Origin of the sequence: Mycobacterium sp. GA-1199 (genome assembly GCF_001500045.1) — a bacterium.
Taxonomy (GTDB): domain Bacteria; phylum Actinomycetota; class Actinomycetes; order Mycobacteriales; family Mycobacteriaceae; genus Mycobacterium.
Map to the genome: position 1 here is coordinate 20,915 of NZ_LQIX01000014.1, position 25,898 is coordinate 46,812.

At 66.1% G+C, this 25,898-nt stretch carries 22 protein-coding genes; 11 read left to right on the top strand and 11 right to left on the bottom strand.

Features of this window, described 5'->3' with window-relative positions; translation table 11 throughout:
* Positions 1-23: 23 nt before the first annotated feature.
* From AU198_RS11980 to AU198_RS11990, 4 genes are read left to right on the top strand one after another with little or no spacing between them, the layout of a single operon-like run.
* Positions 24-2,687: an ATP-binding protein gene (locus AU198_RS11980; protein WP_231744659.1), complete on the top strand. Its 2,664-nt coding sequence runs from the start codon at positions 24-26 to the stop codon at positions 2,685-2,687.
* Positions 2,684-3,601, top strand: a complete 918-nt coding sequence (locus tag AU198_RS26905; RefSeq protein WP_353612088.1) for an adenylate/guanylate cyclase domain-containing protein — start codon at positions 2,684-2,686, stop codon at positions 3,599-3,601. Before AU198_RS11980 ends, AU198_RS26905 begins: the two co-directional genes overlap by 4 nt.
* A complete protein-coding gene (locus tag AU198_RS11985) occupies positions 3,556-5,310 on the top strand; it encodes an ATP-binding protein (protein WP_353612089.1) in 1,755 nt (584 codons plus the stop codon). Before AU198_RS26905 ends, AU198_RS11985 begins: the two co-directional genes overlap by 46 nt.
* Positions 5,311-5,314: 4 nt before the next feature.
* Positions 5,315-6,037, top strand: coding sequence for an ABC transporter substrate-binding protein (locus tag AU198_RS11990; protein WP_064348358.1), 723 nt, complete (start codon positions 5,315-5,317; stop codon positions 6,035-6,037).
* Between the two features lie 13 nt (positions 6,038-6,050).
* Here the strand turns inward: AU198_RS11990 and AU198_RS11995 are convergent, their stop codons facing one another.
* Positions 6,051-6,425 carry a hypothetical protein gene (locus tag AU198_RS11995; protein ID WP_064348359.1) on the bottom strand — a complete coding sequence of 125 codons (375 nt, stop codon included), beginning with the start codon at positions 6,423-6,425 and terminating at the stop codon, positions 6,051-6,053.
* 180 nt (positions 6,426-6,605) lie between these two features.
* Between AU198_RS11995 and gap the strand changes: the two genes are divergently transcribed.
* The 5 genes from gap to ppc are packed head-to-tail and all read left to right on the top strand — an operon-like array spanning position 6,606 to position 12,785.
* Positions 6,606-7,628: a type I glyceraldehyde-3-phosphate dehydrogenase gene (gene gap, locus AU198_RS12000; protein WP_064348360.1), complete on the top strand. Its 1,023-nt coding sequence runs from the start codon at positions 6,606-6,608 to the stop codon at positions 7,626-7,628.
* 3 nt (positions 7,629-7,631) lie between these two features.
* Complete coding sequence (locus tag AU198_RS12005) at positions 7,632-8,855, top strand: phosphoglycerate kinase (protein ID WP_064348361.1); 1,224 nt, start codon at positions 7,632-7,634, stop codon at positions 8,853-8,855.
* A gap of 14 nt (positions 8,856-8,869) precedes the next feature.
* A complete protein-coding gene (tpiA, locus tag AU198_RS12010) occupies positions 8,870-9,655 on the top strand; it encodes a triose-phosphate isomerase (protein WP_064348362.1) in 786 nt (261 codons plus the stop codon).
* Positions 9,656-9,701: 46 nt separating this feature from the next.
* The gene (gene secG / locus AU198_RS12015) at positions 9,702-9,935 is read left to right on the top strand and encodes a preprotein translocase subunit SecG (RefSeq protein ID WP_019348649.1); all 234 of its coding nucleotides are present in this window, start codon (positions 9,702-9,704) and stop codon (positions 9,933-9,935) included.
* A gap of 51 nt (positions 9,936-9,986) precedes the next feature.
* Positions 9,987-12,785: a phosphoenolpyruvate carboxylase gene (gene ppc, locus AU198_RS12020; protein ID WP_064348363.1), complete on the top strand. Its 2,799-nt coding sequence runs from the start codon at positions 9,987-9,989 to the stop codon at positions 12,783-12,785.
* A 12-nt stretch (positions 12,786-12,797) separates the two neighbouring features.
* Here ppc and AU198_RS12025 read toward each other — a convergent pair whose 3' ends face one another.
* The 7 genes from AU198_RS12025 to tkt form a co-directional block, all read right to left on the bottom strand.
* A complete protein-coding gene (locus tag AU198_RS12025; RefSeq protein WP_064348427.1) occupies positions 12,798-13,169 on the bottom strand; it encodes a hypothetical protein in 372 nt (123 codons plus the stop codon).
* Between the two features lie 213 nt (positions 13,170-13,382).
* On the bottom strand, positions 13,383-14,819 hold the full coding sequence (locus AU198_RS12030) for an HNH endonuclease signature motif containing protein (protein ID WP_064348364.1): 1,437 nt from the start codon (positions 14,817-14,819) through the stop codon (positions 13,383-13,385).
* Between the two features lie 59 nt (positions 14,820-14,878).
* A complete protein-coding gene (pgl, locus tag AU198_RS12035; RefSeq protein ID WP_064348365.1) occupies positions 14,879-15,616 on the bottom strand; it encodes a 6-phosphogluconolactonase in 738 nt (245 codons plus the stop codon).
* Entirely contained in the window at positions 15,613-16,524 is a 912-nt protein-coding gene (gene opcA / locus AU198_RS12040; protein WP_064348428.1) for a glucose-6-phosphate dehydrogenase assembly protein OpcA, read from the bottom strand. Before opcA ends, pgl begins: the two co-directional genes overlap by 4 nt.
* Entirely contained in the window at positions 16,521-18,047 is a 1,527-nt protein-coding gene (gene zwf, locus AU198_RS12045) for a glucose-6-phosphate dehydrogenase (protein WP_064348366.1), read from the bottom strand. The genes opcA and zwf overlap by 4 nt, the downstream gene beginning before the upstream one ends.
* Positions 18,044-19,162 carry a transaldolase gene (tal, locus tag AU198_RS12050; protein WP_064348367.1) on the bottom strand — a complete coding sequence of 373 codons (1,119 nt, stop codon included), beginning with the start codon at positions 19,160-19,162 and terminating at the stop codon, positions 18,044-18,046. The genes zwf and tal overlap by 4 nt, the downstream gene beginning before the upstream one ends.
* Before the next feature lie 27 nt (positions 19,163-19,189).
* Complete coding sequence (tkt, locus tag AU198_RS12055; protein WP_064348368.1) at positions 19,190-21,283, bottom strand: transketolase; 2,094 nt, start codon at positions 21,281-21,283, stop codon at positions 19,190-19,192.
* A gap of 229 nt (positions 21,284-21,512) precedes the next feature.
* On the opposite strand from tkt, the gene AU198_RS12060 reads away from it, so the two are divergent.
* Positions 21,513-22,424, top strand: a complete 912-nt coding sequence (locus tag AU198_RS12060) for a heme o synthase (RefSeq protein ID WP_156431581.1) — start codon at positions 21,513-21,515, stop codon at positions 22,422-22,424.
* Positions 22,425-22,433: 9 nt separating this feature from the next.
* On the opposite strand, the gene AU198_RS12065 is transcribed toward AU198_RS12060, so the two are convergent.
* On the bottom strand, positions 22,434-23,405 hold the full coding sequence (locus AU198_RS12065; protein WP_064348370.1) for a quinone oxidoreductase family protein: 972 nt from the start codon (positions 23,403-23,405) through the stop codon (positions 22,434-22,436).
* A 29-nt stretch (positions 23,406-23,434) separates the two neighbouring features.
* Here AU198_RS12065 and AU198_RS12070 point away from each other — a divergent pair, with 29 nt between their 5' ends.
* Positions 23,435-24,376, top strand: a complete 942-nt coding sequence (locus AU198_RS12070; protein ID WP_064348371.1) for an ATP-grasp domain-containing protein — start codon at positions 23,435-23,437, stop codon at positions 24,374-24,376.
* Here AU198_RS12070 and AU198_RS12075 read toward each other — a convergent pair.
* Together AU198_RS12075 and AU198_RS12080 are read right to left on the bottom strand one after the other, a co-directional pair.
* Entirely contained in the window at positions 24,326-25,255 is a 930-nt protein-coding gene (locus AU198_RS12075) for a COX15/CtaA family protein (protein WP_197416103.1), read from the bottom strand. The two genes, AU198_RS12070 and AU198_RS12075, sit on opposite strands and share 51 nt — an antisense overlap.
* A 73-nt stretch (positions 25,256-25,328) precedes the next feature.
* Positions 25,329-25,898, bottom strand: a complete 570-nt coding sequence (locus AU198_RS12080) for a TetR/AcrR family transcriptional regulator (protein WP_064348372.1) — start codon at positions 25,896-25,898, stop codon at positions 25,329-25,331.

Sequence of the window (25,898 nt, forward strand, 5' to 3'; positions counted from 1 at the left end):
GCCTCTCGGCCGACACTTCACTTGTGTCCGCGGGCGTCCCGCCCACCGGCGTCGTGACATTTCTGTTCACCGACATCGAGGGTTCGACTCGTCGGTGGGAGTCCGACGCGGATGCCATGCGGGTCGCGCTTGCTTGCCATGACAAGGTGTTGCGCTCGGCCATCGAGACACATGACGGATTCGTGTTCAGCCACAGCGGTGATGGTCTTGCGGCCGCGTTCGCCTCGCCGACCGCTGCGGTGGAGGCTGCCGTCGACGCCCAGCGTGAGTTGGAGCTTCCGGTGCGCATGGGTATCGCGACCGGTGAGGCCGAAGTGCGGGACGGTGACTATTTCGGGACGGTGCTCAATCGCGCAGCACGGGTGATGGCGGCGGGGCACGGCGGTCAGATTCTCGTCGCAGAGTCGACGGCGGTTCTTCTCAGCGGCGTCGATCTGGTGAACCTTGGCCCGCAGCGGCTGCGCGACGTTTCAGTTCCGGTGACGCTGTTTCAGGTCCACGCACAGGGGCTACAGACCGCGTTTCCGGCCCCACGGACAGTGGACGCGAGTCACGGGAATCTACGCGCACATACGACCAGCTTCATCGGGCGTGAGTCGGAGCTTCTCGACGTCCAGAATGCCATACGGGCCAATCGCCTCGTCACGTTGACCGGGATGGGCGGGGTCGGAAAGACCCGCTTGGGTTTTGAGGTCGCCGGCCGCATGATCGATGAATTCCCGGATGGTATCTGGGTTTTTGAGCTCGCGGCCGTTTCTGATCCGTCCGCGGTACCTGACGCGATGGCCGCAGTCTTAGGTGTTACGCAGCAACCTGGAAGAACCGTGACACAAACAATGGCCGCGGCGCAAGAAGGCCGGAACAGGCTGTGGGTAATCGACAACTGTGAGCACGTGCTCGACGCCGCAGCTGAGGTCGTTGAGGCAGTACTCACCCAATCGACGACAGTGCGAATACTTGCCACCAGCCGGGAGGGGCTGGGCGTCGAAAGCGAACACATCTGGCCGGTTCCTGCGTTGGCCGTCGATGCTGGGGCCGAGTCGCCGGCAGCGACCCTGTTCGCTGAACGCGCCCGCGCGGCTGCACCCCATTTCTCAATGCGTGACGAGGCGGACGCGGTCGCAGAGATTTGTGGGCGTCTCGACGGGATCCCCCTCGCGATCGAGCTGGCCGGTTCGCGGATGGCCTCGATGACGGCGACCGAAGTGCGTGACCGGCTCGATCACAGGTTCCGGCTGCTAGTGGGATCACGACGTGGGTCTCGTCGGCATCAAACGCTGCGTCACGCGGTCGCCTGGTCGTTTGACCTGCTGTCGGAGAAGGAAAAGTCAATCCTGGTCCGATGTTCCGTGTTCACCGGCGGTTTCGATCTGGAAAGTGCTTGTGCAGTGGCTGGCTTCGATGAAGCCGATGATTACGCCGTCCTCGACGGACTTGACGCGCTGGTGCGCAAGTCCTTGCTCGTCGCAGACCGGTCTGCGAAACGAATTCGGTATCACATGCTCGAAACCATTCGCCAATTCGCCGCGGAAGAACTCGCAATTTCCGCTGAAGCAACTGAGGTTCGAATCGCCCATGCCCGCTACTTCGCTCAACGGGTCGCCGACATCACGGCATTGTGGGACAGCCCGCGCCAACGCGAGGCCTATGACTGGTTGTTCAAGGAGCTCGCCAACCTGCGCACAGCGTTTCGCTTGAGCTCGGGCCGAAATGATCTCGACACGGCCGCCACGATCGCCACTCACGCCGCACTGATCGGTTTCTGCGTGGCGAACTACGAGCCGGTCGCATGGACTGAGGAGCTCATCGGACCAGCGAACGATATCGATCATCCGCTGCTGCCACATCTCTGTGTTACAGCGTCCGTATGTTGGATGGCCGGGCGGATTGAGGAAGCGTTCGAGTACGACCGGCTCGGTCGGGCGATCCTCGAGAAGAACCGCAACCCGCTGCCGTACGGAATCGAGAACTGGCTCGGCGCGGCGAATCTCGCCGTGGGCGAGGCCGGTAAGTGGGCGGAATCTTGCCGTGCCCAACTTGAACGCCGACAAGACGCCAATGTGTTCATCAGGGGTAGTGAGATTTTCGGCTTGGTGTTCTCCGGTGCCTACGACCGGGCTATAAGAGCTGCGAACGGCCTCGTCGAAGATGCCGAGGGCACCCACAACCCGTTCATGGTTTCGTTCGCGTTGAGTGCCTATGGCTTCGCGATCAGTACGACAGACCCGGCACGCGCTATCACCGTCCTACGGCGAAGTTTAGAGATCGCCCGGGACAACGGTGTCCGCTTCAACGAGTCGATACCGGCGGTCGGCCTGGCCAGACTCGAGATCGAGCAGGGCGACATGAGTTCGGCCCTGGACCACATCACCCTGGCGATCCGCTCATATCACGACTCCGGCAACACCAGTAGTATCTGCACCCCGCTGGCCATTCTCGCTTCGCTGTTCGGACGTCTGGAACGATACGAACCCGCGGCCGTGATCTCTGGTTTCGCGGGCAACCCGCTTGCCTTGTCTGTCATTCCGGAGTTCGAAGCCGTGACGGATTCCTTGCGTGACGCTCTCGGTGAGGGCACGTATGAAGCGCTTGCCGATACCGGCAAAGCCTTGACGACTGCCGAGATCGCGGCCTACGCCTACGATCAAATAGCTCGGCTCCGAGCAGAACTCGACCAATCATCATGAATGCACCGTCGGGCGTCGTGACGTTCCTGTTCACTGATGTCGAGGGTTCGACTCGTCGGTGGGAGTCCGACCCAGTCGCGATGCAGGCGGCGCTGGCGGCACACGACAAGTGTCTGCGAACGGCGATCGAGGCGCACGAAGGGTTTCTGTTCAGTCACAGCGGGGACGGTGTTGCCGCCGCGTTCGCGTCGCCGACCGCCGCCGTCGAGGCAGCCGTCGACGCGCAGCGCGAGTTGAAGTTGCCGGTGCGGATGGGTATCGCCACCGGAGAGGCGGAACTTCGTGACGGCGACTACTTCGGCACGGTGCTCAACCGCGCGGCACGGGTGATGGCGGCCGGGCATGGTGGGCAGATCCTGGTGGCCGAGTCGACGGCGGTTCTGCTCGGCAACATCGAATTGTTGAATCTCGGTCCGCGGCGGTTGCGGGACGTCTCGGCACCGATCACTCTCCATCAGGTTCAGGCGTCGGGTCTGCGCGATCATTTCCCGCCGCTGCGAACTGAAGACGCAGACGTGGGAAATCTGAGAGCCCCGAGCACGAGTTTGATCGGGCGCGAGTCCGAGGTCGCGGATGTCGAAACCGCATTGCGACAGCATCGCCTGCTCACCCTGACCGGCGTTGGAGGGGTTGGCAAAACCCGGGTGGCACTCGAAGTCGCGGCGCGCCTGGTCGGTGAATTCCCGGACGGTGTATGGGTTCTCGAATTGGCTAACGTGACCGACCCGCGGGCGTGCCCGATGCTGTCGCCGCGGTCCTCGGCGTCGGCCCGCAGGCCGGGAAAACCGTTGGCGAGTCCCTGGCGGACGCCTTGGACGGCAGGGTGCAGCTGTTGGTATTCGACAATTGTGAGCACGTGGTGGACGCCGTGGCGGATCTGGTCGAGAGGATCCTCACACGCACGCCTACGGTGAAGATCCTGGCGACCAGCCGCGAGGGGTTGGGGCTCGCCGATGAGCGCCTGTGGCGCCTTCCGTCTCTCGAAGTCGCTTCTGCCATGGCTCTGTTCGAAGAGCGATCACAAATATCGCTCACCGACGAATCCGCCGCAGTCGAAGAGATCTGTGTCCGCCTCGATGGGATTCCCTTGGCGATCGAGCTGGCTGCGGCCAGGATGGCGTCGATGACCGCGACCGAGGTGCGCGACCGCCTTGACCACCGATTCAAGCTACTCGTCGGCGCCCGTCGCGGGTTGGAACGCCACCAGACGCTGCGGCACGCGGTGTCGTGGTCCTACGACCTGCTCGACGAGGCGGAGATGCGGCTCTTGGCCCGCTGTTCCGTGTTCGCGGGCGGATTCGACCTCAAGAGTGCCTGTGCGGTAGCGGATCCGGACGAGGGCGACGAGTATGCCGTCCTCGATCGCCTCGGGGCGCTGGTTCGCAAGTCGTTGCTCGTGGCGGACCGCTCAGCGGGGCGTACCCGCTACTCGATGCTGGAGACCATTCGTCAATTCGCCGAAGAACAACTCGTCACTTGCGGTGCCGCAGAGGAAGTCCGAGCGCTTCATGCCGGCTACTTCGCCGGCTGCGAGGACGCGGTGATGGCTCTGTGGGACAGTCCGCGGCAACGCGAAGCTTACGGGTGGTTCACCACCGAGTTCGCGAATCTGCGCATAGCCTTTCGTTGGGCGGCCGACCACGGCGACCTCGACGTCGCTGCGGCGCTCGCTACGTACGCCGGGCTGGTCGGCTTCCTCGCCGAGAACTACGAACCCATCTCCTGGGCGGAGGAGCTGATCGAACCCGCGCGCGCGGTTGACCACCCCAGGCTGCAGTACCTCTGTCAGATCGCCTCGGTGTGTTACATGTCCGGGCGTGTGGAGGCAGCCCTCGACTACATCGGAACCATCGAAGTTGCTATTCGCAACGGGCGGGACGCGGTGCCGTTCGGGCTCGCGGGCCTCGCCGGTGGGGCGTATCTGACGACGGGCAGACCCGAGCGGGCCGTCGAGTGGTGTCGCACCTATCTCGAACGGGGTCGCGGTGAGCAAGCCCTCAACCGTGCCGCGCTGGTGAATTCCCTGGCGATGGTCGGTCGCCATGAGGAGGCGATCGCAGCCGGCGTCGGGCTGATCTCGGCCGCCCGGGCTACCGGGAATCCATGGGTACTGTCGTATGCCTACCTCGGTTGCGGCTTGGCCTACCGCCCCTCGGACCCCGTCCGGGCACTCGAACTTCTCCGTAGCGGTCTCGAGGTCGCCCGCGACAGCGCCAATCGATTCAATGAATCGCATTTGGCACACCTGCTGGCGGGTCTGGAGGTCGAATACGGTGACCCGGCCGCAGCACTCGACCACATGACCTTCGCGCTGCGCAACTATCAGAATGCCGGCAGCGTCGCGTTCTATCACCCACCGCTCGCGAGCCTGGCCATGCTCCTTGAGAGACTCGGGCAACGGGAGCCCGCAGCGACTTTGGCCGGTTTCGCGGCGCTCAGCCAGATGACGCTGGCGCTCTACCCGGAACTCACGGACCTGCTCATCCGCTTGCGTGACGCGCTCGGGCACGAAGCTTTCGGGCTACTCGTCGAGAGGGCTGCGACCATGACCACATCGGCAGTGGCGACCTACGCTTACGAGCAGATCGAAAACGCCCGGGCGCAGTTGCAACAACTACGGTGAATCCATGGAGACGCTCAGAGTCGGCGTGGCTGAACCCGATCCGCCCTTCAATTCCATGGTCGGGGGGATGTCCCGCGACGGTGGCCTCGACATCGACCTGATGCAAGCACTCGGCGAGAAGATCGGTGCGACAGTCGAATTCGTGCCGTACCACGGAGCCGACTTCGACGGCATCTTCGACGCGCTGGGATCGGAATATGACTGCGTCGCCGCCGGTACGACCGTCACACCTGAGCGCGAGAAGACGGCGACGTTCCTCCCGCCGTACGTGATCTCCGGCCAGGCGCTGGCCGTCGACACCCGCCGACTGCCGCGCGTCACCTCCGTCGACGATCTGAACGGTCTGACCCTCGGTGTGCAACGGGGCAACACCAGCCAGCCGATCGCCGAACGCCTCGTCGCGGAGGGCAAGGCCGGCGCCGTGCGCCTCTACGACTATGGCTCCATTCGCGACGCGTTGACCGACCTTTCCACCGGCGACTGCGATGCCTTGATGAAGCTCGCGCCGGTGCTCACCGAACTGGTCAGGGACATTCCCGGCGTGCAGGTCGTCCAGCGCGGCATCACCGTCGAGGACATCGCGATCGCCGTCGCGCTCGATGATCAAACGCTTCTCGGGCGGCTCACCGTCGCGCAAGCCGAGTTGGAAGCCGATGGCACACTCCAGCGGATTCGCCGGAAATGGCTCGGCAACCCATTCGCCGACCAGAATCTCGCGGCGCTGTGACCGCTGACGGCAGCTACTCCTTGCGCGCCATTCGCAGGGCCACTTCGGCGCCGGCATAGTCGGCGTCGCGGGCGGCTTCATGGACCGCGACGGCGCTCAGATGGGTCTCGACGTCGCCGATACCCTCGGCCGCCGCACGTCGGTGCACCTGGGCGGCACGCTCATGCGCCTCGGCCGCGAGCCGATGGCGCTCGGCGGCGGCGAGATGCGCCGTGCGCGCGCGGGCATGGGCTTCGTGCGCGCGCAATACGGCGCGGTCGACATCAGCTGAGTCGACCTGCTCGCCCGCCGACAGGCGGAGGGAGAGTTCACGGAGCTCAGCGGCACGCTCCACCGCTGCCGCGTGCCGATCCTCGGCCGACGGGGCGAGTCGATGATCGACCTTCATGGTCCGAGTATCGAGCCGCCGGCTGTTGGCCGGCAGGGACCAAAGTCACGAAATCGCCCACCGAGCGTCCTTCGTCGGCGATGCCGCCTGATCATGGCTGACCAGGTGGCACGTGGCCGCTATCACACCACTAGGCTGGCGGTCGAGCACTACACGTTAAGGCAACTAAGGGAGAGACCAGTGACCATCCGGGTAGGCGTTAACGGCTTCGGCCGCATCGGGCGCAACTTCTACCGGGCGCTCGCCGCGCAGAAGGCCGAGGGCAAGAGCACCGACATCGAGATCGTTGCCGTCAACGACCTCACCGACAACGCCAGCTTGGCGCACCTGCTGAAGTTCGACTCGATCCTCGGCCGGTTCCCCGCCGAGATCAGCCTCGAGGGCGACGACACCATCGTCATCGGCGACCAGAAGATCAAGGCCCTCGCGGTCAAGGAGGGCCCGGCGGCCCTGCCGTGGGGCGATCTCGGGGTCGACGTGGTCGTCGAGTCCACCGGCATCTTCACCAAGCGGGACAAGGCGCAGGGCCATCTGGATGCCGGCGCCAAGAAGGTCATCATCTCCGCGCCCGCCACCGACGAGGACATCACGATCGTCCTCGGCGTCAACGACGACAAATACGACGGCAGCCAGAACATCATCTCCAACGCCTCGTGCACCACGAACTGCCTCGGCCCGCTGGCCAAGGTGCTCAACGACGAGTTCGGCATCGTCAAGGGGCTGATGACGACGGTGCACGCCTACACCCAGGACCAGAACCTGCAGGACGGCCCCCACAAGGACCTGCGCCGCGCCCGCGCCGCCGCGCTGAACATCGTGCCGACCTCCACCGGCGCCGCCAAGGCGATCGGCCTGGTCCTGCCCGAGCTGAAGGGCAAGCTCGACGGCTACGCGCTGCGCGTGCCGATCCCCACGGGTTCGTGCACCGACCTGACCGCCGAACTGTCCAAGTCCGCCACCGCCGACGAGATCAACGCAGCGTTCAAGGCCGCCGCGGACGGTCCGCTCAAGGGCATCCTCAAGTACTACGACGCACCGATCGTCTCCAGCGACATCGTCACCGACCCGCACAGCTCGATCTTCGATGCGGGCCTGACCAAGGTGATCGACAACCAGGCCAAGACCGTGTCCTGGTACGACAACGAGTGGGGTTACTCCAACCGGCTGGTCGACCTGGTCGCGCTCGTCGGCAAGTCGCTGTAAGCCGTGGCTTCGTCTTCCATCAAGACTCTGGAAGACCTTCTCGCAGAAGGTGTTTCGGATCGGGGAGTGCTGGTCCGCTCGGATCTCAACGTCCCGCTCGACGATGACGGCAACATCACCGACCCGGGCCGCATCACCGCGTCGGTGCCCACGCTGAGAGCACTCTCCGACGCGGGCGCCAAGGTGATCGTCACCGCGCATCTGGGTCGGCCCAAGGGTGGGCCCGACCCGAAGCTGTCGCTGGCTCCGGTCGCGAAGGCGTTGGGGGAGCAGCTCGGTCGCCACGTTCAGCTGGCCGGTGACGTCGTCGGAACCGACGCGCTTGCCCGTGCCGAAGGGTTGACCGACGGCGACATCCTGCTGCTGGAGAACATCCGCTTCGACCCGCGCGAGACCAGCAAGGACGACGCCGAACGGATGGCGTTGGCCAAAAAGCTCGTCGAACTCGTCGGTGAGGACGGGGCTTTCGTCTCCGACGGTTTCGGGGTGGTGCACCGCAAGCAGGCATCGGTGTACGACGTCGCGACGCTGCTCCCGCACTATGCGGGCACGTTGGTGGCGGCGGAGGTCAAGGTGCTCGAGCAGCTGACCACCTCGACCGACCGGCCTTACGCCGTGGTGCTCGGCGGGTCCAAGGTGTCGGACAAGCTGGCGGTCATCGAATCGCTCGCGGAGAAGGCCGACAGCCTGATCATCGGCGGTGGCATGTGCTTCACCTTCCTTGCCTCACAAGGCATTTCGGTCGGCTCCTCGCTGCTGGAGGAAGGCATGATCGAGACGTGCCGCAAGCTTCTCGACACCTACGCCGACGTGATTCACGTGCCGGTTGACATCGTGGTGGCCGACAAGTTCGCCGCCGATGCGACGGCCGAGATCGTCGCCGCGGACAAGATTCCCGACGACAAGATGGGCCTGGACATCGGGCCGGGGTCGGTCGAGCGGTTCACCACGCTGCTGTCCAACGCCAAGACCGTGTTCTGGAACGGACCGATGGGCGTCTTCGAGTTCCCGGCCTTCGCTGCTGGCACCAAGGGCGTCGCCGAGGCGATCATCGCCGCGACCGGCAAGGGCGGCTTCAGCGTCGTCGGCGGCGGCGATTCCGCCGCGGCGGTCCGTCAGCTCGGCCTCGACGAACAGGGCTTCTCCCACATTTCGACCGGGGGTGGGGCCTCGCTGGAATACCTTGAAGGCAAGAAACTGCCCGGCATCGCCGTCTTAGAAGAGTGAGAGGTCCTGGAATCGTGAGCCGTAAGCCGCTGATCGCCGGCAACTGGAAGATGAACCTCAACCACTTCGAGGCGATCGCGCTGGTGCAGAAGATCGCGTTCGCGTTGCCTGCGAAGTACTTCGACAAGGTCGATGTGACGGTGATCCCGCCGTTCACCGACCTGCGCAGCGTGCAGACCCTGGTCGACGGCGACAAGCTGTTGCTGACCTATGGCGCGCAGGACCTCTCACAGCACGATTCGGGCGCCTACACCGGCGACATCAGCGGGGCGTTCCTGGCCAAGCTGGGATGCACCTTCGTCGTCGTCGGGCACTCCGAACGGCGCACCTACCACCACGAGGACGACGCCCTCGTGGCGGCCAAGGCGGCGGCGGCCTTCCGACACGGTCTGGTGCCAATCATCTGCATCGGTGAGCAACTCGAAATTCGCGAGGCGGGCAACCACGTCGAGCACAATGTCGAGTCGCTGCGCGGGTCGCTGGCGGGCCTTTCGAACGAGCAGATCGGCCAGGCCGTGATCGCCTACGAGCCGGTGTGGGCCATCGGCACCGGCCGGGTGGCCAGCGCGGCGGACGCACAGGAGGTCTGCAAGGCAATTCGCGACGAGCTGGGCAAGCTGGCGACGCCGCAGGTGGCCGCCGGTGTCCGTGTGCTGTATGGCGGGTCGGTCAACGCCAAGAACGTCGGCGACATCGTCGCGCAGGAGGACATCGACGGAGCCCTCGTCGGCGGCGCGTCCCTCGACGGCGAGCAGTTCGCCACGCTGTCGGCCATCGCGGCCGGCGGACCCCTGCCGTAACGCGCCGATTGGTGAGCGTCGCCGACGATTAGGTAGTCTTGCGCCCATGGAATTGGCCCTGCAGATCACCCTGGTAGTGACCAGTGTCCTGGTCGTGCTCCTGGTGCTGCTGCATCGCGCCAAGGGCGGCGGCCTGTCCACGCTGTTCGGCGGCGGCGTTCAGTCCAGCCTGTCGGGGTCGACGGTGGTGGAGAAGAACCTGGACCGGCTGACGTTGTTCGTCACCGGAATCTGGCTCGTCTCGATCGTCGGCGTGGCGCTGCTGATCAAGTACAGCTGATCCACGTCACCTCACCGTGCGGGCCGGCTGAGGCCCGTCGATACTTGAGTCATGGCTGAAATCGCCGGGCTTGAACCGATAGGCGCGGTCAGGCGGACCAAGGTGGGTCGTGACGCCACCGAGCCGATGCGCGAGGACATCCGCCTTCTCGGAGCGATACTCGGCGACACCGTGCGTGAGCAGAACGGCGACGAGGTGTTCGACCTCGTCGAGCGCGCCCGCGTCGAGTCGTTCCGGGTGCGCCGCTCCGAGATCGACCGCGCGGAGCTGGCGGGGATGTTCAACGGCATCGACATCCGTCAGGCGATCCCGGTCATCCGCGCCTTCACTCATTTCGCTCTGCTGGCCAACGTCGCTGAGGACATCCACCGGGAGCGTCGCCGGGCCGTCCATGTCGAAGCGGGTGAGCCGCCGCAGAACAGCAGCCTTGCCGCGACCTACGCCAAACTCGACGCCGTCGACCTCGATGCCGCCACCGTCGCCGAAGCCCTCGCCGGGGCGATGGTCTCGCCGGTGATCACCGCGCACCCGACCGAGACCAGGCGCCGCACGGTCTTCGACACCCAACACCGCATCACCGAGCTGATGCGCTTACGCCTGCACGGGCGCAGCGACGCCGATGGACGCGACATCGAGCTCGAGCTGCGCCGCCACATCCTGACGCTGTGGCAGACGGCGCTGGTTCGGTTGTCGCGCCTGAAGATCCAGGACGAGATCGAGACGGGTCTGCGGTATTACCCAGCAGCGTTCTTCGAAGTCATCCCCCAGGTGAACGCCGATGTACGCACCGAACTGCAAGCTCGTTGGCCCGACGCCGGGCTGCTGGACGAACCGATCGTGCTGCCCGGGTCGTGGATCGGCGGGGACCGAGACGGCAACCCCAATGTGACCGCCGACGTCGTCCGACTCGCGACCGGCCGGGCCGCCTACACGGCGCTGGACCACTACTTCACCGAGATCACGGCGCTGGAAGAGGAGCTGTCGATGTCGGCGCGGCTGGTGCGGATCAGCGAGGGGCTCGAGGCCCTGGCCGCCCGCTGCGAGGAACCCGCGCGGGCCGACGAACCCTACCGGCGAGCGCTGCGCGTGATCCACTCTCGGCTGACGTCGACGGCGAAGGAGACTCTCGACGAGCAGCCCGAGCACGAACTCGATCTGGGTCTCGAGCGCTACCAGTCGCCCGTTGAGTTGCTCGCCGACCTGGACACCGTCGACGAGTCGCTGCGCAGCAACGGCAGCGCGGTGCTGGCCGACGACCGGCTGGCGCGGCTGCGAGAGGCGGTGCGCACTTTCGGGTTTCACCTCTGCGGCCTCGACATGCGGCAGAACTCCGACGTCCACGAGGAGGTCGTCGCCGAGCTGCTGGCGTGGGCGGGTGTGCACCCCGACTACGGCTCGCTGCCCGAGGCGGACCGGGTGGAACTGCTCGCGGGTGAGCTGTCGACCCGGCGCCCGCTGGTAAAAGCCGGCGCCGAACTGTCCGAGCTGGCCCGCAAAGAACTCGACATCGTCGCCGCGGCCGCGCGGGCGGTGCGGGTCTTCGGTTCACGGGCGGTGCCGAACTACATCATCTCGATGTGCGAGTCCGTGTCGGACATGTTGGAGGCCGCGATCCTGCTCAAAGAGGTCGGGCTGCTCGACGTCTCGGGGGAGCGGCCGTACGCGCCCGTTGGCGTCGTGCCGCTGTTCGAGACCATCGACGATCTGCAGCGCGGATCCTCGATTCTCGAAGCGGCGCTGGATCTTCCGGTGTACCGGTCGATTGTGTCGGCGCGCAGCGATAGCCAGGAGGTGATGCTCGGCTACTCCGACTCCAATAAGGACGGCGGCTACCTCGCGGCGAACTGGGCGCTGTACCGGGCGGAGCTCGACCTGGTGGAGTCGGCACGTAAGACCGGAATTCGGTTGCGGCTCTTCCACGGTCGCGGTGGCACCGTGGGTCGAGGCGGCGGGCCCAGCTACGACGCCATCTTGGCCCAGCCGCCGGGCGCGGTCAACGCGTCGCTGCGGCTCACCGAACAGGGCGAGGTCATCGCGGCGAAATACGCCGAACCACAGTCCGCGTACCGCAACCTCGAGACCCTCCTGGCCGCCACGTTGGAGGCCACGCTGCTCGACGTGGAAGGCCTCGGCGACGAGGCCGGCCCAGCCTACGAGGTGCTCGACGATCTGGCCGCACGCGCTCAGCGCGCATACGCCGGATTGGTCCACGAGACACCCGGTTTCGTCGACTACTTCAAGTCGTCGACGCCGGTGAGTGAGATCGGGGCGCTCAATATCGGCAGCCGGCCTTCGTCGCGTAAGCCGACGACGTCGATCGCCGATCTGCGGGCGATCCCGTGGGTGCTGGCGTGGAGCCAGTCGCGGGTGATGCTGCCCGGCTGGTACGGCACCGGCACGGCTTTCGAGGAGTGGATCGCCGAGGGGCCGCAGTCCGAGGAGGACCGCGTCGAGGTGTTGCGGGACCTGTACCGGCGTTGGCCGTTCTTCCGCACAGTGCTGTCGAACATGGCGCAGGTCATGGCCAAATCCGATCTGGGGCTGGCGGCGCGGTATTCCGAACTGGTCGACGACGAGGAGTTGCGGCGGCGGGTGTTCGACAAGATCGCCGACGAGCATGAGCGCACGATCCGGATGCACAAGCTCATCACCGGCCAGGACGATCTGTTGGCCGACAACCCGGCGCTGGCCCGTTCGGTGTTCAACCGTTTTCCGTACCTGGAACCGCTGAACCATCTCCAGGTCGAACTGCTGCGCCGCTATCGGTCCGGCGACGACGACGAACTCGTCCAGCGCGGCATCCTGTTGACGATGAGCGGGTTGGCGAGCGCACTGCGCAACAGCGGTTAGACAGCGGGAGATCTAGAGACCGGTGGAGCGGCGCACCTTGTCCACCGCCCCGCGCACCACCTGCTCGGTCGCGGCGAGCGGCGAGATCACCGACTCACCGAGGCCGACGATCCGTTCCACTCGCCCGACTATGCCCTCCATACGGTCGACCACGGCGTTCAGACGCGGGGCAAGCTGATTGATCTGATTGATGGTCTCGTTGAACCGCTCCAGGGTGGCATCGAGGTTGGCGGTGGAACTGTTGAGATCCTCGAGCGTCTCGCTCAGCCCCTCCAGGATGGTGTCGACCTGCTCGACGGTGACGTCGGCGTTCAGCGCCGCCTGGGCGAGCTTTCTGATGCGTTCCGGTCCTGTACGGACCGGTCGACCACCCTTGTCTGCCATGAGGGCCATTATGACGGCAGCCGGGGAACCGCTGGGTGTAACCCGGCGTCTGAACACATGTGAGCCACGGAGAAACCACGTCTCGGCAGTGTCCGATGGATCCGCGAATTGTCATGGTCGGATCGGACACCACGACCCCAAGTGCCGACTACGACGCGGGCTTCCGCGACGGACAGAACGATGATCTCTCGGCCCTCTCAGGCTGAACGCTGGTCAGAACGGCGGTGGTTCGTCGTCCCTGGCGAGTCGCTCGGCGAGGAGCAACTCTTTGCGAGCGATGCGCTCGGCGTTGTGTTGCCGCTCCAGCGCGATCCGATATGCCTTGTCCTCTGCGCGGGTGCGCCTGCGGATTGGCATCTTCGCGCCTCGATGAAGATCGTCTGGCCCGCCCGGCTGTGGGGCGACCACGATGTCGCCCGTGGGTCGGCCCAGCTGTTCGAAGAACTCGGCACCGCCGGGGGTGGTCGTGTACGTCTGCCCGTTGGGCGCCGTCCATATGACCGTGCCGTTCGCGAGTTGTCGGTCTGACCACCCGTCGGCGCCGCACCAGAAAGTCTTCAGCAGATGGTGAAACCCGCAGAGCAGCTTCAAGTTCGATGGATGGGTGGGACCCATTGGATACGGGACCGTATGGTCGATCTGGCACGCAGATGCCGGCACATCGCATCCGGGAAAGCGGCACGTCAGGTCACGCCATCGGATGAAACGAGCTAACGCCGCCGACGGCCGGTAGCCCTGCTCGGGGCAGGGTTCGGGCAGCGGAACAGGGCGCACCCGCGCGGTCGCGATCATCTCGCGCAACAACGAGGCGGGCACCGCGCCGAAGCCTGGCAGGTATCCCGGATTGTCCGACCGGCCCTCGATCGTGGCCTGCTCGGCGATTACATTGACGACGACCTGACTTGTTGGCTCGTTGGGGGACCCGTTCTGGCAGTCCTCGGCGCCGCAGCCGCACTGCAGCCGCATCTGCCCTGCGCTCATCGCCACCATCGCGTCTGCGCGGCGTTGTGAAGCGGTGCGCGGATCGTCGCGACAGACCGTTGCGGCAATCTCATCGAGGCGCGTGTCGAAAGCCACGCCGTCGGCGAAGGCGAGTTTGGCCCAGACCCCGACCATGCCTGGACTGATCGGACCGACCTCGACATAGCGGTCGTCGCTGGGCGGCTTCGGTTCCCGAACCCCGTCCGGGTCGAACTTCTCCACCCACATGTCGATGCGCTCGTGCAGCTTCGGCCCGGACAACTTCATCCATTTGGGCGACCATTTCGCGAACGCCGCGTCGAGCCGGGCAAGGCGATCGTCGTCCTGGACATTGGAGCTGCGGTTGACCAGGGCGGTCATCATCCGAAAGTCGATCTGTCCGCTCGCGAAGACCTCGGCGACCTTGGGCAAGCGCTCGCGGAGGTCGATGGCGTAGTGCAGGCGGCTGGCCGCTCGCCCGCGGCTGATGTTCAGTGCCGCCGCGATCTCGGCGACCACATTGGCGTGGCCGTCGATCGCCCAGTTCCTCCGTTCATCGTCGTCATCGGGGGCACGGCGGGCATAGAGCTCACCGATGGCCATCAGCTCGCGGCCACAAGCTGCGCTCTGTTCGCGCGATGACGCGGCAATGGTCTCAACCACCGCCGCGTCGTCGAAATCTTCGAACATGTGTTCGATACTACTCGCGTACCCTGACAAGTTGCGGCGCCAGCGGGCTTGAGCCCGCGTCAGAGCTTGCTTGCCGCCGCCTCGTCGAGCATCCACACCGTCGCCTCGCGGCCCACCGCACCCGCCGCTGGCACGTCGTCGGCATCAGCGCCGCGGATTGCCGCTGCGACCGCGTCGGCCTTTCCGTCACCGGAGACCACCACCCATACCTCCCGCGATCGTCGAACCGCGGGCAGTGTCAGCGTAATCCGGCGCGGCGGCGGCTTGGGGGAGTCTTCGACACCGACCACCAGCCGCTCGGTCTCACGCACCGCGGCGGTGTGGGGGAACAGCGAGTTGATGTGGCCCTCGCCGCCCATCCCCAGAAGATGCACGTCGAAGTCCGGGGCCGGCTCGCCACCCACGGCGTTGGCGGCCAGCACCTGCTCGTATGCCGCCGCGGCAGCGTCGAGGTCGTCGCCGAATTCCGCGCCGCTGGCGGCTATCGGGTGCACATTCTCGTCCGGGATGCTCACGTGGTCCAGCAGCGCCTCTCGGGCCTGCTTGTAGTTGCGCTCGTCATCGTCGGCCGGCACGAATCGATCGTCGCCCCAGTAGAGATGCACCTTCGCCCAATCGATCTCGGCGCCCTTCTCCGCCACGCGCTTCAACAGCCCGGTGCCGGTGCCCCCGCCCGTGAGCACGATGTGCGCCGACCCGCGCTCGGCGACGGCCGCGACAATCGCCGCGACAAGCCGATCACCGGCGGCCGTGACCAACGTTGCGGTGTCGGGATGACGCTCGATCGTCGCGCTCATGCGTATTGCACCTTGTCGATTCCCTGCAGGGCCTCGTGATAGATCTCATCGGGGTCAAGCCTGCGCAGATCCTCGGCCAGGCACTCCTTGGCCTCCCTGCGCGCCAACGGGATTCGGGCCTCGGGTCGGCTGGTGCGACTCAGCGTCGCGGTGACGCCGTCCTGCGGCCGACGCAAAGTGATGGTCTCACCGTCGCGGATCAGCTCGACTTTCAACTCGCCCACCTGCCGGTGCACCGGACCGTCGATTCGAGCGGCGAGCCAACCCGCCAGCACGTCGAGTGACGGCTCGCCGCGTAGACCCGACACCACCGCGGACGCTATCGGCGCGTGCGGTTCCTGATCGACGGCGGCGGCCAGCAGGGCCCGCCAGTACGTGATCCGAGCCCAACAGAGGTCGGTGTCTCCTGCGGTGTAACCGGCAAGTCGCCCTTTGATCGCGGCCAACGGATCAGAACATTGCGTCGCGTTCGTGATCCGACGAATCGCCAACCGGCCCAACGGATCCTCAGCAGGCACCGCCGGCCCGCCTGCCGGCCACCACGCCACCACCGGGGTATCGGGCAACAAGAAGGGCAGCACCACGGCGCTGGCATGGTCGGCGAGCTCACCGTGCAGGCGCAGCCCGACGATCTCCCCGGCTCCGGCATCCCCGCCGACGCGAAGCTGCGCGTCCAGCCGGGCGTCGTCGGCGTCACGATCCCCAGGCACCACGATGATCACCCGGCAGGGGTGCTCGCGGCTGGCGAAGTTGGCGGCTTCGATGGATTCCTCGAGCAGCTCATCGGAATCGAGCGAGACGACGAGGGTGAGCACCCGGCTCAGGGTGATCGCGCCGCCCTCCTCGCGCAGGCCGGTGATTTTCTTGTTGATGTCGTTCGTGTTGGTGTTCGGCAGGTCGACGATCACGGCCGCCTCCATTCCCGGCCCATGCGATGCAACATCTCGTCGGCCGAGGCCGGACCCCAGGTGCCCGACTCGTACGCCTCGGGCTTACCGTGGGCGGCCCAGTAGTCCAGCACGGGATCGAGTATCTCCCAGGACAATTCGACCTCCCTGTTCACCGGGAACAGCGAGGGTTCACCGAGCAGCACGTCGAGGATCAGCCGCTCATAGGCTTCGGGGGAGTCTTCGGCGAACGCCGATCCGTAGGAGAAGTCCATGTTGACGTCGCGGACCTCCATGGCGCTGCCGGGCACCTTCGAACCGAACCGGGTCGTGATGCCCTCGTCGGGCTGAACCCTGATCACCAATGCGTTCTGCCCGAGTTCCTCGGTCATGGTCTTGTCGAAGGGCAGGTGCGGTGCCCGCTTGAAGATCAGCGCGATCTCGGTCACCCTGCGCCCCAGCCGTTTTCCGGTGCGCAGGAAGAACGGCACACCCGCCCACCGCCTGGTGTCGACCTCCAGCGCGATGGCCGCGTAGGTCTCGGTCTTCGAATCCTTCGAGAAGCCCTCTTCTTCGAGCAGCCCCACCACTTTCTCGCTGCCCTGCCAGCCCGACGCGTACTGCCCGCGTGCGGTGGTCTGATCGAGCGGCTGCATCGGCCGCGTGGCCGAGAACACCTTGATCTTCTCGATCTGCAGTTCCTTCGGGCCGAAGCTGACCGGCTCCTCCATGGCGGTCAGGGCCAGCAGTTGCAGGAGATGGTTCTGGATGACGTCGCGCGCGGCGCCGACCCCGTCGTAATAACCTCCGCGGCCGCCGAGTCCGATGTCCTCGGCCATCGTGATCTGCACGCTGTCGACGTAGTTGTTGTTCCAGATCGGCTCGTACAGTTCGTTGGCGAACCGCAGCGCGAGGATGTTCTGCACCGTCTCTTTGCCCAGGTAGTGGTCGATGCGGAACACCGACTCCTCGGGGAACACGCTGTTGACGACCTCGTTGAGTTCCTGCGCACTCTCCAGGTCGTGGCCGAACGGCTTCTCGATCACCACGCGGCTCCAGCGACCCTCCTGCGGGTTGGCCAAACCGGACTTGTGCAGCTGCTCGCACACCGGCTGGAACGCGTTCGGGGGAATGGACAGGTAGAAAACGTGATTTCCGCCCGTTCCGCGTTCGGCGTCGAGTTTCTCGAGCGTCTCGGCAAGACGGCCGAACGCCGCGTCGTCGTCGAAAGTGCCCTGGACGAAGCGGAATCCCTCGGCCAGCCGATCCCACACCTCCTGCCGGAACGGCGTACGGGCGTGTTTCTTCACCGCCTCGTAGACCACTTCACCGAAATCTTCGTCGGCCCAATCCCGTCGGGCGAACCCGATCAATGAGAAGGACGGAGGCAGCAGTCCGCGGTTGGCCAAGTCGTAGATCGCCGGCATCAGCTTCTTACGCGACAGGTCGCCGGTGACACCGAAGATGACGATCCCGCAGGGCCCCGCGATCCGGGGCATCCGCTTGTCGCGCTTGTCGCGAAGCGGATTCACCCAGTCCGTCATTTCTTGGCGGCGTCGAGCTGTTCCTGGGTCGCCTCGAGCAACTCGAGCCACGACTTCTCGAATTTCTCCACACCCTCGTCCTCGAGGAGGCGGAACACGTCTGGCAGTTCGATACCGACGGCGTCCAACTTGTCGAACAGCGCCTGCGATTCGTCGGCCGTGCCGGTGACCGTGTCGCCGGTGATCACGCCGTGCTCGGCGACGGCGTCGATCGTCTTCTCCGGCATGGTGTTGACCGTATTCGGGGCGACCAGCTCGGTGACGTACAAGGTGTCCGAGTACTCGGGATTCTTCACCCCGGTGGAGGCCCACAGCGGACGTTGCACACGGGCGCCGTCGCCCTTGAGCGCTTCGAAGCGTTTGCCGCCGACGAACACCTCTTCGTAAGCGGCGTAGGCGAGTCGCGCGTTGGCGACACCGGCCTTACCCCGCAGATCCAGCGCCTCCTGCGATCCGATCTTCTCCAGTCGCTTGTCGATCTCGGTGTCCACCCGGGACACGAAGAACGAAGCGACCGAATGGATCTTGGACAGGTCGTGGCCGGCCTCCTTGGCCTTCTCGAGGCCTTCGAGGTAGGCGTCCATCACCAGTCGGTGGCGTTCCACGGAGAAGATCAACGTGACGTTGACCGAGATGCCTTCGGCGATCACCGCGGTGATCGCGGGTAGGCCGGCCATCGTCGCGGGGATTTTGATCAGCAGGTTGGGCCGGTCGACGGTCTTCCACAGATCGATCGCTTGCAGAATGGTCTTGTCTGTGTCGTGCGCGACCCGCGGGTCCACCTCGATCGACACCCGGCCGTCGACACCGTCGGAGAGCTCGTATTGCTTGGCCAATACGTCGCAGGCGTTGCGGACGTCGTCGGTGGTGACGGTGCGGATCGTGGCGTCCACGTCCGCGCCCCGCGCGGCCAGTTCGTTGACCTGATCGTCGTAGGCGTGTCCCTTGGACAACGCGGCCTGGAAGATCGACGGGTTGGTGGTCACCCCGACGACACTCTTGGTGTCGATGAGCTCCTGCAGGTTTCCTGTCTGCAGTCGGTCGCGCGACAGGTCATCGAGCCACACCGACACGCCTGCCTCGGACAATGCCGCGAGATTCGGATTCTGAGCCATAGCTGTGCCTTTCCTAGCGTTTCGACCTCAGTTGTCTATCGATCGCTCCGCGGCGGCCACCACAGCCTCGGGAGTGAACCCGAACTCGCGGAACAACGTCTTGTGATCGGCAGACTCGCCGTAGTGCTCGATCGAGACGATCTCCCCGGTGTCGCCGACGAGCTTGTACCAGCTCTGCGCGACGGCAGCTTCGACCGCCACGCGCGCCGAAACACTCGGAGGCAGAACCGAATCGCGGTACTCGCGCGGTTGCGACTCGAACCACTCCACGCACGGCATCGACACCACGTAGGCCGTGATGTCCTTTTCCGCCAACTGCTTTCTCGCCTCCACCGCCAGCTGTAGTTCCGAACCCGTCGCGATGATGATCACGTCCGCGTCGTCGGCGGGGTTGCCGCCGCCGAGGACGTAGCCGCCGCGGGCCACCCCGTCGGCGTCGGTGCCCTCCAGTACCGGGATGCCCTGGCGCGTCAGGATGAAACCGACCGGACCGCTGCCGTTTCCGCGGGCGATGATGCTGCGCCAGGCGTACGCCGTTTCGTTGGGGTCGCCCGGTCGGACAACGGACAGGTTCGGGATCGCGCGCAGCGCCGCGAGGTGTTCGATCGGCTGGTGCGTCGGGCCGTCCTCGCCGAGACCGATCGAGTCGTGGGTCCAGATGTAGATGGTGTCGATGTCCATCAGCGATGCGAGCCGCACGGCAGGCCGCATATAATCGGAGAACTGCAGGAACGTGCCACCGAATGCGCGGGTCGGGCCGTGCAGCACGATGCCGGACAGGATCGCGCCCATCGCGTGTTCGCGCACACCGAAGTGCAGCACCCGGCCGTACCAGTCAGCAGTGAAATCGTCCGTCGAGATCGACGGCGGGCCAAATGAGTTCACGCCCTTGATCGTGGTGTTGTTACTGCCCGCGAGGTCCGCCGAACCACCCCACAATTCGGGCAGCTTCGGGGCGACGTCGTTGAGCACCTGACCGAACGCGGCGCGGGTGGCCAACGGCTTGGAGCCCGGCTCCCAGTAGGTCAGGTCGGAATCCCAGCCGTCGGGCAGTTTCTGGGCCAGCAGCCGGTCCAGCAGTTCCTTGCGCTCGGGCTCACGCTCGGCCCACGCGTCGAAGTCGGTCTGCCACTTGGCGTGTGCCTCCTTGCCGCGGTCCACCAGCTTGCGGGTGTGCTCGATGACCTCCGGCCGCACCTCGAAGGTCTTGTCGGGGTCGAAGCCGAGGATCTTCTTGGTGGCCGCGACCTCCTCCTCGCCCAGCGCCGAACCATGCACGTCGCCGGTGTTCATCTTGTTGGGGGCCGGGTAGCCGATGATCGTGCGCAGCGCGATGAACGACGATTTGTCGGTCACCGCCTTGGCGGCCCGCACGGCTTCTTCTATGCCGACGACGTTCTCGCCGCCCTCTACCTCCTGGACGTGCCAGCCGTAGGCCCGGTAGCGGGCGGCGACGTCTTCGGACAGCGCGATGTTCGTGTCGTGTTCGATCGAGATCTGGTTCTTGTCGTAGAACACGATCAGGTTGCCGAGCTGTTGGGTGCCCGCCAGCGACGACGCCTCGCTCGTGATGCCCTCTTCGATGTCGCCGTCGGAGGCGATCACATAGATGTAGTGGTCGAACGGGCTCTCACCCCAGGGAGTGTCGGGGTCGAACAACCCGCGCTCGTAGCGCGAGGCCATCGCCATGCCGACCGCGGAGGCCAGGCCCTGTCCGAGCGGGCCGGTGGTGATCTCCACGCCGTCGGTGTGGCGGAACTCCGGATGGCCGGGGGTCTTGGACTTGAACGTCCGCAGGGCTTTGATGTCGTCCAACTCCAGCCCGAATCCGCCGAGATAGAGCTGGATGTACAGAGTCAGGCTGGAATGGCCGGCAGACAGCACGAAGCGGTCGCGGCCGAGCCAGTGCACATCGCTGGGGTCGTGACGCATCTGACGCTGGAACAGCGTGTAGGCCAGCGGCGCCAGGCTCATCGCGGTTCCGGGATGGCCGTTGCCGACCTTCTGCACCGCGTCGGCCGCCAGCACCCGCACGGTGTCGACCGCCGCCGAGTCCACCTCGGTCCAGTCCTCGGGGTGATTCGGGCGGGTCAGCGCGGAGATTTCTTCGAGTGTGGTCACAGGCGCACTCCTGGTCGGCATAGAGCATTTCTCAGCTGCACGTTCAACCACCCTAGTGCGGGATGGTCGCGCAATGCAGGCCGCTGGGGCGAGATGCCGGGGAGGATTAGGACGGCGTTGTCGTGCGGTCTACCATCGTCTGTAGTAGACGCCCGCGCGCTGGGACCATTTCGACAGGAGCAACTGCGTGAGAGTTCGCGACGGTCATCACCTCGTCGACGGGGATTCGATGTCGCCGCGGGGGCGGTTCCGGACGCGAATCCGCGACACGCTTCTCGGCTACGTCTCGCTGACCAAGCCGCGGGTCATCGAACTGCTTCTGGTCACCACCATCCCAGCCATGCTCTTGGCGAGCCGGGGCACGGTCGATCCGCTGCTGATCCTGAACACCCTGTTCGGCGGACTGCTGGCTGCGGCAGGCGCCAACGCACTGAACTGCGTGGCCGACGCCGACATCGACAAGATGATGAAGCGCACCGAGCGCAGGCCGCTGGCGCGTGCCACGGTTCCGCGCAGTCACGCGCTGATCTTCGGGCTGGCTCTGTCCGTCGCGTCGTTCTTCTGGCTGTGGTGGACGACGAACATGCTGTCGGCCCATCTCGCCGGCGCGACGATCGCCTTCTACGTACTCGTCTACACGCTGTTGCTCAAGCGCCGCACCTCGCAGAACGTGGTGTGGGGTGGGGCGGCCGGCTGTATGCCGGTGATGATCGGCTGGTCCGCGGTCACCGGGACGATCGCCTGGCCCGCACTGGTCATGTTCGCGATCATCTTCTTCTGGACTCCGCCGCACACCTGGGCGCTCGCGATGCGCTACAAGGAGGACTACCGTGCCGCGGGCGTCCCGATGCTTCCCGCGGTCGCCACCGAACGTCAGGTCACCAAGCAGATCCTGATCTACACGTATCTGACGGTGGCCGCGACGCTCGCGCTGACACCCGTCACCGGCTGGCTGTATGCGGCAGTGGCGCTGCTGGCCGGCGGATGGTTCCTGGTGATGGCGCACCAGCTCTACAACGGCGTGCGGCGCGGCGAGGCGGTCAAGCCGCTGCGGCTGTTCCTGCAGTCGAACAACTATCTCGCCGTCGTGTTCCTGGCCCTCGCCGTCGACTCCGTCCTGGCGCTGCCCACGGTGTTCTAGCCCGCTCCGCTAGGGCACCAGCACCACCGAACCCACCGTCTTGCGGTCCTGCAGGTCGCGGTGCGCCTGCTCGGCATCGGTGAGACGGTAGCGCTCGCTGACCGTGATCGTCAGCGTGCCCGACGCGATCGCATCAAGAAGTTCACCGGCACGCCACGCGAATTCGTCTGCGGTGCGCGTGTAGTGCACGAGCGTCGGCCGGGTGAGGAACAGCGAGCCCGCCGCATTGAGCAGCTGCGGGTCGAAGGGCGGCACCGGCCCGCTCGAGGCCCCGAACAACGCCAGCGTGCCCCGCACCCGCAGGCTGGCCAGGCTGGCTTCGAACGTGGCGGCCCCCACCCCGTCGTACACGGCCGCGACACCGCCGTCGGTCATCTCCTTGATCTCGGCGCCGAAGGTCGCCGGGTCGGTCGGATAGTCCAGCACTCGCACTGCTCCGGCCTGACGCGACAGCTCGGCCTTCTCCGCCGTCGAGACGGTGGTGATGACGCGTACCGCCATGCTGGTCGCCCACTGGGTGAGGATGAGCCCGACGCCGCCCGCACCCGCGTGCACCAGCACCGAGTCGCCCTGTTGCACCGGATACAGCGATTTGATCAGGTAGTGCGCCGTCATGCCCTTGAGCAGCGACGCGGCGGCCGCGTCGGGGGCCACGCCTTCCGGTACATAAGCCACGAAATCAGCTGGGGCGACGCTGTATTCGGCGTAGGCACCGTTGGCCTGAGCGGTGACGACCCGATCACCGACCTTCAGCGCGACGACGTCTTCACCGATCGCCGCCACGGTGCCGCACACCTCGTTGCCGACGATGAACGGCGTCTCCCGCGGGTACTGGCCGGACCGGAAGTACGTGTCGAGGAAGTTCACGCCGATGGCCTCGGCCTTGATGAGCACTTCCCCGGGGCCCGGCGTGGGCTGTGGCTTCTCGACGTAGGTGAGGACTTCGGGTCCGCCGGTCTCGGCGACTTCGATGGCATGCATGGCTCCATCGTGCCAATATCCTGGCACTCGTGAAGCTCGCGCGGCCTGATGTGTTCCATCCACGCATCGTGTTGGCCGGTTGCCCGGCACTGCCGGAAGGGGACGGCGACGACGCCGGCCTGGTCGCGGCGCTGGGTAAGCATGGGCTTCATGCGCGCTGGATGTCGTGGGACGACCCGGCGACCGTGAAAGCGGATCTGGTGATCCTGCGGGCGACGTGGGACTACATCGATCGCCTCGACGAATTCCTGTCCTGGACGCGACGGGTCCGCAATCTGCTCAACCCGGCCCGAGTGGTGCCGTGGAACACCGACAAGCGCTACCTGGCCGACCTGGCGGCAGCGGGAGTGCCGACGGTCCCGAGCCGATTCTTCGCCCCCGGTGACGCGGTTGCGCTGCCGAACAGCCCCGAAGTCGTGGTCAAACCCACCGTCGGAGTGGGATCAGTTGGCACCCTTCGCTTTTCGGATCGTGAGGATGCGCGGCGGTATGCGGCCCGGACGCTGGCCGCCGGTCGGACCGTGGTCATCCAGCCCTACGACCCGCGCATCGAGGACGGCGAGACCGCGTTGGTGTTCATCGGCGGCGCGCAGTCGCATGCCTTCGCGAAGGGTCCGATCCTGCAGCGGCCCGGCGAGGCGCCCGCGTTCGACGAGTCGGGCACCTACGCCCAGGAGTCCCTGAGCCCCGCCGACCCCGATTTCGAAGTCTGGGATGTCGGGCATCAGGCGCTGGCGGCGGCGGCCGCGCATCTCGACCTGTCCCAAGAGGAGTTGCTCTACGCGCGGGTGGACGTCATCGGCGGATGCTCCGACCCACGCGTGCTGGAAGTCGAGCTCGTCGAACCGTCGCTGGGCTGGATGCAGCTGGACGAAACCACCAGGGACCGACAGCAGCGCGAGTTCGTCGTCGCCGTCGAATCAGCGCTCGACCGGTTCGGGCTTGGCCCGCTCTCGCATCGACGCCCATAGCGCGGCGGTCGCGGCGGTACAGAGCGCGGCGCCCGCGACATGAACGGCCACCAGCGCGGCCGGCACATCCAATGCATACTGCACGCGCCCCACCAGAGCCTGGGCGGCGACAAGGGCGAGCAGCACGGCGAGTCGCCGCATGACAGTTCGCGGTGCGACCACGGCTCGCAACGCGAACACCAGCGCCACCAACAGGGACAGATACGCCACCAGAAGTGTCGCGTGCACCTGCACCAGCGTCACGATCTCCACCTGTAACCGCGGCACCGGCGCCTCGATGCTCTTGTCCCCGGCATGTGGGCCGGCACCCGTCACCAACGTGCCGGTCACGAGCACCGCAGCTAGCGCGAGCCCGGTGAGAAACGTCAGTTGCCGCAATGGTTTGGGCACGCGTCGGATCGGCACTCCGTCGTCGGGCTCGCCGATCTTGACGAACAACAGCACAGCGAGCCAGACCATGGTCATCGAGACCAGCAGGTGTATCGCGACCGTCCACCACAGCAGCCCGGTCAGCACCGTGATTCCGCCGATCACCGCCTGAACCACCGTCGACACCGGCATCAGCCACGCGTAGACGAGCACCTCGCGACGGCGACGGGTGCGCGTCACGGCCAGCACTGCCGCCGCGGCGGTGAGCACGACGAGGAAGGTGACCATCCGGTTGCCGAACTCCACGGCCTGGTGCACCACCGGCACCTCGGCGACCGGCACCGGCGTGAAACTTCCCGGGAAACACTGCGGCCAGGTCGGGCAGCCCAGGCCCGACGCGGTGACGCGGACGATCGCGCCGGTCACCGAGATTCCCCCCTGGGTCAGGATGACCAGGAAGGCGATGACGCGTTGGGCCCGCAGGCTGGGCAGCGGCAGCAGATCGACCAGCCGCAGAAAGGCGCGTCGCACGGTTCCGATCGTAGAGCAGCGCAACTACAAGCCGTAGTAGCGGGTGAGCCGGTTACCGAGGCGACACGAACGGAACCAGCACCTCGTCGACCAGTTGCACGACCAGATCGTCGTCGATGCGGTCGCCGGTGATCAGCAGCCGATGCCACAGCACGCTCTGCCCCAACTCGCGGGCGATCTCGACGGGAACGTCGGCGCGGACGTCGCCGCGGGCAACACCACGCGCCAACAACGCGGCCATCTGCTCTTTGCGCCAGCCGATGACGCCGTCGCGGAAGGCCTCGGTGAGGTCGGGGTCGTGGGAGCCGGCCGCGATCGCGGCCCGGATCACCGGCGCCCGAGGGCCGGTGAACAGCGCGGCCCATCCGCGCAATACGGCGAGCATGTCGCCGCGGTAGCTGCCGGTGTCCTCGTGCGGGATCACTTCGGTGGCGATGCCGAGCAGAGTGTCTCGGAGCAGGGCGGTGGCGTCGGGCCAGCGCCGGTAGAGCACGGGTTTGCTCGTTGCGGCCGCCGCGGCGACGGCCTCCATCGTGACACCGGCCGGTCCGAACCGGGCGAGCAGGTCGAGCGCCGCGTCACGGATCGCGGCGTCGAGTTCTTGTCCGCGCCGACGCGCCAT

Bases quoted from the DNA above. Each gene is read 5' to 3' on its own strand.
- AU198_RS26905 (WP_353612088.1), top strand. From the start codon at position 2,684: ATGAATGCACCGTCGGGCGTCGTGACGTTCCTGTTCACTGATGTCGAG.
- AU198_RS11990 (WP_064348358.1), top strand. From the start codon at position 5,315: ATGGAGACGCTCAGAGTCGGCGTGGCTGAACCCGATCCGCCCTTCAAT.
- AU198_RS11995 (WP_064348359.1), bottom strand. From the start codon at position 6,425: ATGAAGGTCGATCATCGACTCGCCCCGTCGGCCGAGGATCGGCACGCG.
- secG (WP_019348649.1), top strand. From the start codon at position 9,702: ATGGAATTGGCCCTGCAGATCACCCTGGTAGTGACCAGTGTCCTGGTC.
- ppc (WP_064348363.1), top strand. From the start codon at position 9,987: ATGGCTGAAATCGCCGGGCTTGAACCGATAGGCGCGGTCAGGCGGACC.
- AU198_RS12025 (WP_064348427.1), bottom strand. From the start codon at position 13,169: ATGGCAGACAAGGGTGGTCGACCGGTCCGTACAGGACCGGAACGCATC.
- AU198_RS12030 (WP_064348364.1), bottom strand. From the start codon at position 14,819: ATGTTCGAAGATTTCGACGACGCGGCGGTGGTTGAGACCATTGCCGCG.
- pgl (WP_064348365.1), bottom strand. From the start codon at position 15,616: ATGAGCGCGACGATCGAGCGTCATCCCGACACCGCAACGTTGGTCACG.
- zwf (WP_064348366.1), bottom strand. From the start codon at position 18,047: ATGACGGACTGGGTGAATCCGCTTCGCGACAAGCGCGACAAGCGGATG.
- tal (WP_064348367.1), bottom strand. From the start codon at position 19,162: ATGGCTCAGAATCCGAATCTCGCGGCATTGTCCGAGGCAGGCGTGTCG.
- AU198_RS12060 (WP_156431581.1), top strand. From the start codon at position 21,513: ATGTCGCCGCGGGGGCGGTTCCGGACGCGAATCCGCGACACGCTTCTC.
- AU198_RS12065 (WP_064348370.1), bottom strand. From the start codon at position 23,405: ATGCATGCCATCGAAGTCGCCGAGACCGGCGGACCCGAAGTCCTCACC.
- AU198_RS12080 (WP_064348372.1), bottom strand. From the start codon at position 25,898: ATGGCGCGTCGGCGCGGACAAGAACTCGACGCCGCGATCCGTGACGCG.